The 6,959-nt window shown below is 69.9% G+C and carries 7 protein-coding genes and 1 pseudogene; 7 read left to right on the plus strand and 1 reads right to left on the minus strand.

Annotation, left to right across the window (positions count from 1 at the left end; all coding sequences use genetic code 11):
* The 4 genes and pseudogenes from I6A81_RS39730 to I6A81_RS39745 form a co-directional block, all read left to right on the plus strand.
* Positions 1-188, plus strand: a pseudogene (locus tag I6A81_RS39730) (hypothetical protein); the annotation flags it as partial.
* A 102-nt stretch (positions 189-290) separates the two neighbouring features.
* Positions 291-1,565 (plus strand): amidohydrolase family protein, encoded by a 1,275-nt coding sequence (locus I6A81_RS39735; RefSeq protein ID WP_203007598.1) that lies wholly within the window; start codon positions 291-293, stop codon positions 1,563-1,565.
* Entirely contained in the window at positions 1,565-2,350 is a 786-nt protein-coding gene (locus I6A81_RS39740) for an SDR family oxidoreductase (protein ID WP_203007599.1), read from the plus strand. The genes I6A81_RS39735 and I6A81_RS39740 overlap by 1 nt, the downstream gene beginning before the upstream one ends.
* 24 nt (positions 2,351-2,374) lie before the next feature.
* Complete coding sequence (locus I6A81_RS39745; RefSeq protein WP_203007600.1) at positions 2,375-2,698, plus strand: Rieske (2Fe-2S) protein; 324 nt, start codon at positions 2,375-2,377, stop codon at positions 2,696-2,698.
* A 41-nt stretch (positions 2,699-2,739) separates the two neighbouring features.
* On the opposite strand, the gene I6A81_RS39750 is transcribed toward I6A81_RS39745, so the two are convergent.
* Positions 2,740-3,387 (minus strand): TetR family transcriptional regulator, encoded by a 648-nt coding sequence (locus I6A81_RS39750; RefSeq protein ID WP_407661457.1) that lies wholly within the window; start codon positions 3,385-3,387, stop codon positions 2,740-2,742.
* A 268-nt stretch (positions 3,388-3,655) separates the two neighbouring features.
* On the opposite strand from I6A81_RS39750, the gene I6A81_RS39755 reads away from it, so the two are divergent.
* The 3 genes from I6A81_RS39755 to I6A81_RS39765 all read left to right on the plus strand — a co-directional run bounded on the left by I6A81_RS39755 (position 3,656) and on the right by I6A81_RS39765 (position 6,866).
* A complete protein-coding gene (locus I6A81_RS39755; protein WP_203007601.1) occupies positions 3,656-4,048 on the plus strand; it encodes a Zn-ribbon domain-containing OB-fold protein in 393 nt (130 codons plus the stop codon).
* A 35-nt stretch (positions 4,049-4,083) separates the two neighbouring features.
* Positions 4,084-5,286: a thiolase family protein gene (locus tag I6A81_RS39760; RefSeq protein ID WP_203007602.1), complete on the plus strand. Its 1,203-nt coding sequence runs from the start codon at positions 4,084-4,086 to the stop codon at positions 5,284-5,286.
* Positions 5,287-5,744: 458 nt separating this feature from the next.
* On the plus strand, positions 5,745-6,866 hold the full coding sequence (locus tag I6A81_RS39765) for an ABC transporter substrate-binding protein (RefSeq protein WP_307875219.1): 1,122 nt from the start codon (positions 5,745-5,747) through the stop codon (positions 6,864-6,866).
* Positions 6,867-6,959: the final 93 nt, after the last annotated feature.

Below are 6,959 nucleotides of genomic sequence, written 5' to 3' on the forward strand. Positions count from 1 at the left end.
TTTTTTTTCTTCTCGCGGTGGCGGGGGCGCGCCCCCCCCCCCCCCCCCCCCGCCAGGCGCTCGCCGTCGCGGACCGGGCCTACGTCCTGCGGCGCGGAAGCGTGGTGTGGTCGGGCCCGGCCGAGGAGGCCCGGCAGAACCTTCGCCGGGTCGAGAGCGCCTACCTCGGGCAGGGCGCGGACGCCTGACCGTGACCCGGGCCGGCCGGGTGTGGCGGCCGGCCCGGGTCATAGTTAAACTGAGTTCAAATACAGACGATGTCGACCGAGCGCACGGAAGGTCGCGTGCCGATGCAAAAAGAAGACATGATCCTCGTCAGCATCGATGATCATTCGATCGAGCCGCCCGACATGTACGAAAGGCATGTTCCCGCCAAGTACCGGGACCAGGCTCCGAAGGTCATCCGCAACGCCGACGGGATCGACCAGTGGGTCTTCCAGGGTGCCGCGACGTCGACGCCGTTCGGCATGGCGGCGACGGTCGGCTGGCCCGCGGAGGAGTGGGGCCGTGATCCCGGTACCTACACCGAGCTGCGCCCCGGGTGCTTCGACCTGAACGCCCGGATCGACGACATGAACGCCAACGGCGTGCTCGCGTCGATGTGCTTCCCCAGCATGGCCGGTTACAACGCGAGGACGTTCGCCGAGGCCCCGGACAAGCAGCTGTCGCTGATCATGCTCCAGGCCTACAACGACTGGCACGTCGACGAGTGGTGCGCCGGCGCGCCCGGCCGGTTCATCCCGATCGGCATGCTCCCGATGTGGGACGCCGGGCTCGCGGCGGCGGAGGTCCGCCGGCTCGCGGCGAAGGGCTGCCCGGCGGTCAGCTTCCTGGAGGCCCCACACGCGCAGGGATACCCCAGCCTCCTGTCGGGCCACTGGGACCCGCTGCTGGAGGCGGTCGTCGACACGGGCACCGTGCTCTGCCTGCACATCGGCGGGGGCATGGGCCTGCTCAAGCTGCCGCGGGAGGCCCCGCCGGACCACTCGATCATCCTGTCCACGCAGATCATGACCCTGGTCGCGCAGGACCTGCTGTTCGGCGGGGTGCTGCTGAAGTACCCGACCCTCAAGATCGCGTTTTCGGAGGCCGGGATCGGCTGGATCCCGTTCTACCTGGAGCGGGCCGACCGGCACGTGAAGAACCAGCTGTGGCTGCAGAACGACTTCGGCGGCCGGCTCCCGTCGGAGATCTTCCGGGAGCACGTCCTGGGCTGCTTCATCACCGACCCGATCGGGCTGAAGAACCGCCACGAGATCGGCATCGACATCATCGCCTGGGAGTCCGACTACCCGCACACGGACACGACCTGGCCCGAGTCGCCGGAAATCCTCTGGAGCGAGCTGACCGAGGCGGGGGTGACGGAGGAGGAGACCCACAAGATCACCTGGCAGAACGCCTGCCGCTTCTTCGGGTTCGACCCGTTCACCGCGATCCCGCGCGGCGAGGCCACGGTCGGCGCGCTGCGGGCGCGGGCGCGGGACGCGCGGGTCGACACCACCCGGATGTCCAAGCACGAGTGGCGGCGGCGTAACGAGGCGGCGGGGATCGGGGTGCTGGGCTGATGAGCGAGAACAACGGCGGTGGGGGACAGCTCGCCGGCAAGGTGGTCGCGGTGACCGGTGCCACCAGCGGGTCCGGTCTCGCCATCGCGAGACGGTTCGCCGCCGAGGGCGCCGACGTGGTCCTCATGGCTCGTGGAGTCGACCGCCTCAAGGCGCTCGAGGAGGAACTCGGTCCGCGCGCGGTCGGCCTGACGACCGACGTCGGCGACGCGGAGAGCGTGCGCGCCGCCTTCGACGCCGTCGGCGGACGGTTCGGGAAGCTCGACGCCCTCATCAACAACGCCGGCCTGCACCGCCCGTGTCCCTTTGAGCGGCTCACCGACGACGAGATCCTCACGCAGGTGCGCTGCAATCTGTTGGGCCCGATCTACACCTGCCGGGCGGCGATCCCGCTGCTGCGGGCCGCGGGCGGCGGCGACATCATCAATACGTCGTCCGAGGTCACTCTCGAGGTTTTCCCGTACGAGGCCGTGTACAAGTCGACCAAGGCCGGTCTCGAGGCGCTTGGCCAGGCCCTGAGCCTGGAATTCGAGAAGGAGGAGATCCGGGTCACGACGCTCATCCAGGGCGTAGCCCTCGGCGAGGGCGGCGGTTCGACCGACTGGCAGGACAGCGGGGAGCACACCCAGCTGGTCTGGCCGCGCCTCCAGGCTGAGGGAACGATCAACCGGGTGATAGGCAAACACGGCGGAATGACCGTCGAAAGCGTGGCGGACGTCCACGTCTTCATCGTCACCCGGCCGCGTGGCCAGAAGCTCGACGTCATTCGCGTCCGCAGCTACTAGGCGAGAGGCGCCGGGGAGTTTCTGGTGGCTGATTTCTATGACGCCCTGCCGGTGGACTACATCGAGCCGGGCGAGACGGCGACCGTCATGGTGGATGGTTTCCCTGTAGCGGTCGCCAACGTGGACGGCGAGTTCTACGCCTTCCAGAACCTGTGCCCGCACCAGGGAAGCCGCCTGGGCGGGCGCTCGTTGGACGAGGGCTGTTTCATCGTCTGCCCCACCCACGCCAGCCGGTACGACGTGCGTTCCGGCGCCTGCGTGCGGCCCTCGTCCTCCGACGGGTTCAACCAGGACCTGATGGTCTTCCCCACCCGTGTTCAGGACGACGTCGTCCAGATACAGATCTGACGCGGCCAGGCGAGCAGGCGAGAGGTCCACCGACCAAGATGTCAGAGGGACAGGCTGCTGTCCGGGCGCAGCCCGGCGAGCACGATGGCCGTCCGGCGGTGCAGGGCGACGTTGAGCCGGCTCTGCCGGCCCGTGGCCCATTCCAGGACGGTGTCCAGCGCCAGGGCCTCGATGATCTGGGCCATCTCCGCCGGCTCGACCTGGTCGGTCACCTCGCCTTCCTTCTGAGCCCGCTCGAACAGCACCTCGAACGCCTCCGCGAACGCCGGCCCCGGCGCGGGCACCTCGGTGTCGGGCCGGCGGGGCCGGCGGAACTCGGCGAGGGCGCGGACGACGGCGGCCGGGTCGGCGGCCTTGATGCTGCGCGCCAACGCGTTCATGAGCATGCGCAGCGACTCCTCGAGACCGCGGCCCGCCTTGATGCAGCGGGCCGCCTCCTCGCTGAGTATGGAGGCGGTCTCGTAGCCCATTTCAAGGAGAATCTCCTCCTTGTGGGCAAAATGAAAGTAGAAGGTCCCCTTCGTGACCCCGGCGGCCTGGGCAATCTCCTCGGCCGTCGTCTCCTCGATCCCGGTCTCGAATCCGCGCTCGGACCACAGGCGAAGAGCGGCGCGTACCAAACGGCGTCGCGTTTCGCGGGAGCGCGCCTGCATAAGGCGAGCTCGTCGCGGCGCGGGTGGGGTACTCATCGATCAAAGTATACCGGCGCCGTCACCCCACGTGCCGCGCGACCCGAGCAGAAAGGGCGGCCGAGCGGACGGCCCCGTGGCCTTGGCGAGACGGCGCGGGCGGCGTGGGCCGAGGAGTTCGGTGACGGCTCGTGGTGTCGGTGTCGAGCCCCGGTTGTCGGCCCGTTGGAACCGGTCACGGTGAAGTCGCCACGGCCGGCGCGGGCCAAACGAACGAGTGATTCGTGCGACGTCGTCGTGACGCGCACCCTGGCACGGGGAGTGGTTCGTGGCTGATCGGGTCCCTCTGGTGGACTATCTCGTTCTCTCCGAGGATCCGCGCCTCGTCGCCCGCGAGTGCGAGCGGTGCGCGGCGAGATTCTTCGACCGGCGAAACGCGTGCGCCTCGTGCGGCGCCACCACCTTCCGCGGGGTCGACATCCCGCGGACGGGCACGCTGGTTACCTACACGATCGTGTCGGTCGCCCCGCCGGGGGTCGCGGTGCCGTTCGTGGCCGCCGTCGTCGACTGCGGCGGGACTGCCGTGCGCGGAAACCTGGTGAACGTCGCCCCCGATCCCGGGCGGTTGACGCCGGGTATGGAGCTACGGCTGACCACCGTTTCCGTGGGCACGGACGGCGCGGGCACCGAGGCCGTCGGCTACGGGTTCGAGCCGGCATAAGCGGCCCGCCAAGACGAAAGGAAGGAATATCCGCCGTGACCCAGGACGTCTGGATCCTCGGGATCTCGATGACGAAATTCGGCAAGCACAGGGGAAAGGACACGGTCGATCTGGCCTCCGAGGCCGCGCTCGCCGCGCTCGCGGACGCCGGGGTCGGCATGACCGACATCGAGGTGCTCGCGGCCGGCAGCCTGATGGCGGGGACCTCGGCCTTCGGGCAGCAACTACAGAAACAGATCGGCCAGACCGGTATCCCGGTGTACAACGTCGCCAACGCCTGCGCGACCGGCGCGACCGCGCTGCGTACCGTCATTATGGCGATCAAGGCGGGCGAGGCCGACCTGGGCCTGGCCGTCGGCGTCGAGAAGCTCTCCGGCGCCGGGCTGCTGGGCCCCGCCACCCGCCGGAAGGAAAGTGACACCTGGGTGCCGGACGGCCGTTTTGGCGCGGTCGCCCCGCTGGACGGCAGGATCGGCACCGAGTCCATGCCGGGGGTGTTCGCCCAGATCGGGCTTGAGTACGGGCACAAATACGGGGGCGCCGACTTCGAGCTGTTCGCCCGGATCTCGGAGAAGAACCACGCGCATTCGACCCTGAACCCGCTGGCGGCCTACTCGAAGAGATTCACCCTCGAGGAGATCATGAACGATGTCATGATCGCCTACCCGAACACCCGGCCGATGTGCTCGGCGAACTGCGACGGCGCCGCGGCGGCGGTCGTCGTCAGCGGCACCCGGCTGCGCGCGCTGCCGCTCGAGCAGCGCCGGCGCGCGGTGAAGATCAGCGCCTCGGTGCTCACCAGCGACCCCTGGCGTGAAGGCTGCCAGGTGCTGCCGGACGTCAACACGCTGACCCGCCAGGCGGCGGCGCGGGCCTACGAGCAGGCCGGCCTCGGCCCGCGGGACCTGGACCTCGTCGAGCTGCACGACTGCTTCGCCACGGCCGAGCTGGTGCACTACGACAACCTGATGCTGTGCGAGGAGGGCGGCGCGGTCGACTTCTTCAACTCCGGCGCGACCTGGCGCGACGGCAAGACCCCGGTCAACGTCAGCGGCGGCCTGGAGTCCAAGGGCCACCCGATCGCCGCGACCGGCATCGCCAACGTCTGGGAGATCTGCCACCACCTGCGCGGCGAGGCCGGCGACCGCCAGATCGAGGGGGCCCGGGCCGGCCTCGCCCACGTCATCGGGCTGGGCAGCGCCTGCGGCGTGCACGTCCTGGAGAAGGCGGCCGTCTGAAGGAGGCCGAACGAAGCCGCGCGCCCGCGCCCACGCGGGGCGCCGCGCGCCGGGCCGGAACCAGTGGCTCGGCGAAAGGGCGGAAGCCGTCCCGGGGCGCCGCCCGTCGATTCTTTCCGGTGGCGGTCCCGATGCCCGTCACCGCGCGGAATGTTATGCGTCGAAAGACGCGCACGCGCTGATCACCGGCCCTGAGCGAGTCGGTCCGGATTCCCGGTGCTCAGCCGTGCGCGGCGGATCGGCGATCCATGTGGCGAACCGGTGGGGACGGTCCGGATCCACCGGATTCATTGAGTGCTTTTCGTCATTCTCAGCGGAGAGATGTGACCGTGTTATCGTGCTTACGTCGACGGGGCCGGGCGGCTGTCGCCGCGGCCGGCGTCGTGATTCCTCTCGCCGTGGCCGGCTGCGCGTCGGCCGGTAGCAGCGGCGCTGGCGTGTCCTGCGACAGCCCAGGGGTGACCCCGACGGAGGTGAAGGTCGGGCTGGTCTATCCCGACAGCGGCCCGGTCGGGGCCGGGTTTCGTTACGCGCGCAGCGGCGTGGAGGCCCGGATCGCCCTCGCGAACGCGTCGGGCGGCGTGAACGGACGGAAGATCGTTCTCGAGTGGCGCGATGACCAGGGGAACACCAGCGGGTTCGCGCGCGCGGCCGACGACCTGCTGCGGGCGGGGGTGTTCGGCCTGATCGCCGAGACTCTCTTCGTCGCCGACACCGCGGATCGGCTGGACAAGGAAGGCGTACCGGTTGCCGGCGTCCCCGGGGAGGCGGTGTGGACGCAGCACCGGAACATGTTCACGTTCGGCTCGTTGCAGGCCGCCGGCTCCTCCGTCACGACCTTCGGGCTCTATCTCCGGCGGTTCGGCGCCACCCGCGCGGCCCTGGTCTTCAACGACACGCAGTCGCGGTCGGCCGAAGGGCTGGTCAGGCTCTTCACGGACAGCCTGCGGTCCCAGGGCATCGCGGTGGCGGACCCGATCGGCTACACCCCCGGAATCACGAGCCCTGACCGGGTCGCCGCCCAGATCAAGGCCCTCGACGCGGACGCCTTCGTCGGCATCGTGTCGGGCGAGGACCTCCCCCCCATCTACACCGCGGCGAAAAGGGCCGGGCTGACGTTCAAGGTGGCGCTCGCCTCCTCCGGCTACGACACGCAGTTCCTCGCCAGGCATGGCGCCAGCATGGCCGGGGTGTCGGTCCTGACTCCGCACGTGCTGTTCACGGCCGACTCACCCGCGCTGCACGCCTACCGCCAGGCCGTGATCGACCATGCGCCGGAGCTCGACCAGACCGACAACGAGATCGCGCTCGGTGCCTACATCACGACGGACGAGTTCCTGCTCGGCCTGGAGCTGGCCGGGGCCTGCCCGACCCGCGCGGCGTTCATCGACAACCTGCGCGCGGTGCGCGACTACGACGCCGGCGGTCTGATCCCCACCACCGATCTCAGCCGCTTCGGCGACCCCAACCTCTGCTACAGCTTCGTGCGCGTCAACCAGACCGGAACGGCCTTCGAGGTCGTGCCCGGCGTTGGCGGACCCGACCCGCACCAGTGGTGCGGCACCCGGCTCGGCGCCTAGCGCCGCGGCCGTTCCTTCGCGATCAGCCGAGTTGAGGGCCGCGGGCCGGGCACGACCGATCCGCGGAATCAGGTCCGGCGGGCCGTCCGGAAG

This window comes from Frankia nepalensis, from assembly GCF_016786325.1.
Lineage (GTDB): Bacteria > Actinomycetota > Actinomycetes > Frankiales > Frankiaceae > Pseudofrankia > Pseudofrankia nepalensis.

Bases quoted from the DNA above. Each gene is read 5' to 3' on its own strand.
- I6A81_RS39750 (WP_407661457.1), bottom strand. From the start codon at position 3,387: ATGAGTACCCCACCCGCGCCGCGACGAGCTCGCCTTATGCAGGCGCGC.
- I6A81_RS39735 (WP_203007598.1), top strand. From the start codon at position 291: ATGCAAAAAGAAGACATGATCCTCGTCAGCATCGATGATCATTCGATC.
- I6A81_RS39740 (WP_203007599.1), top strand. From the start codon at position 1,565: ATGAGCGAGAACAACGGCGGTGGGGGACAGCTCGCCGGCAAGGTGGTC.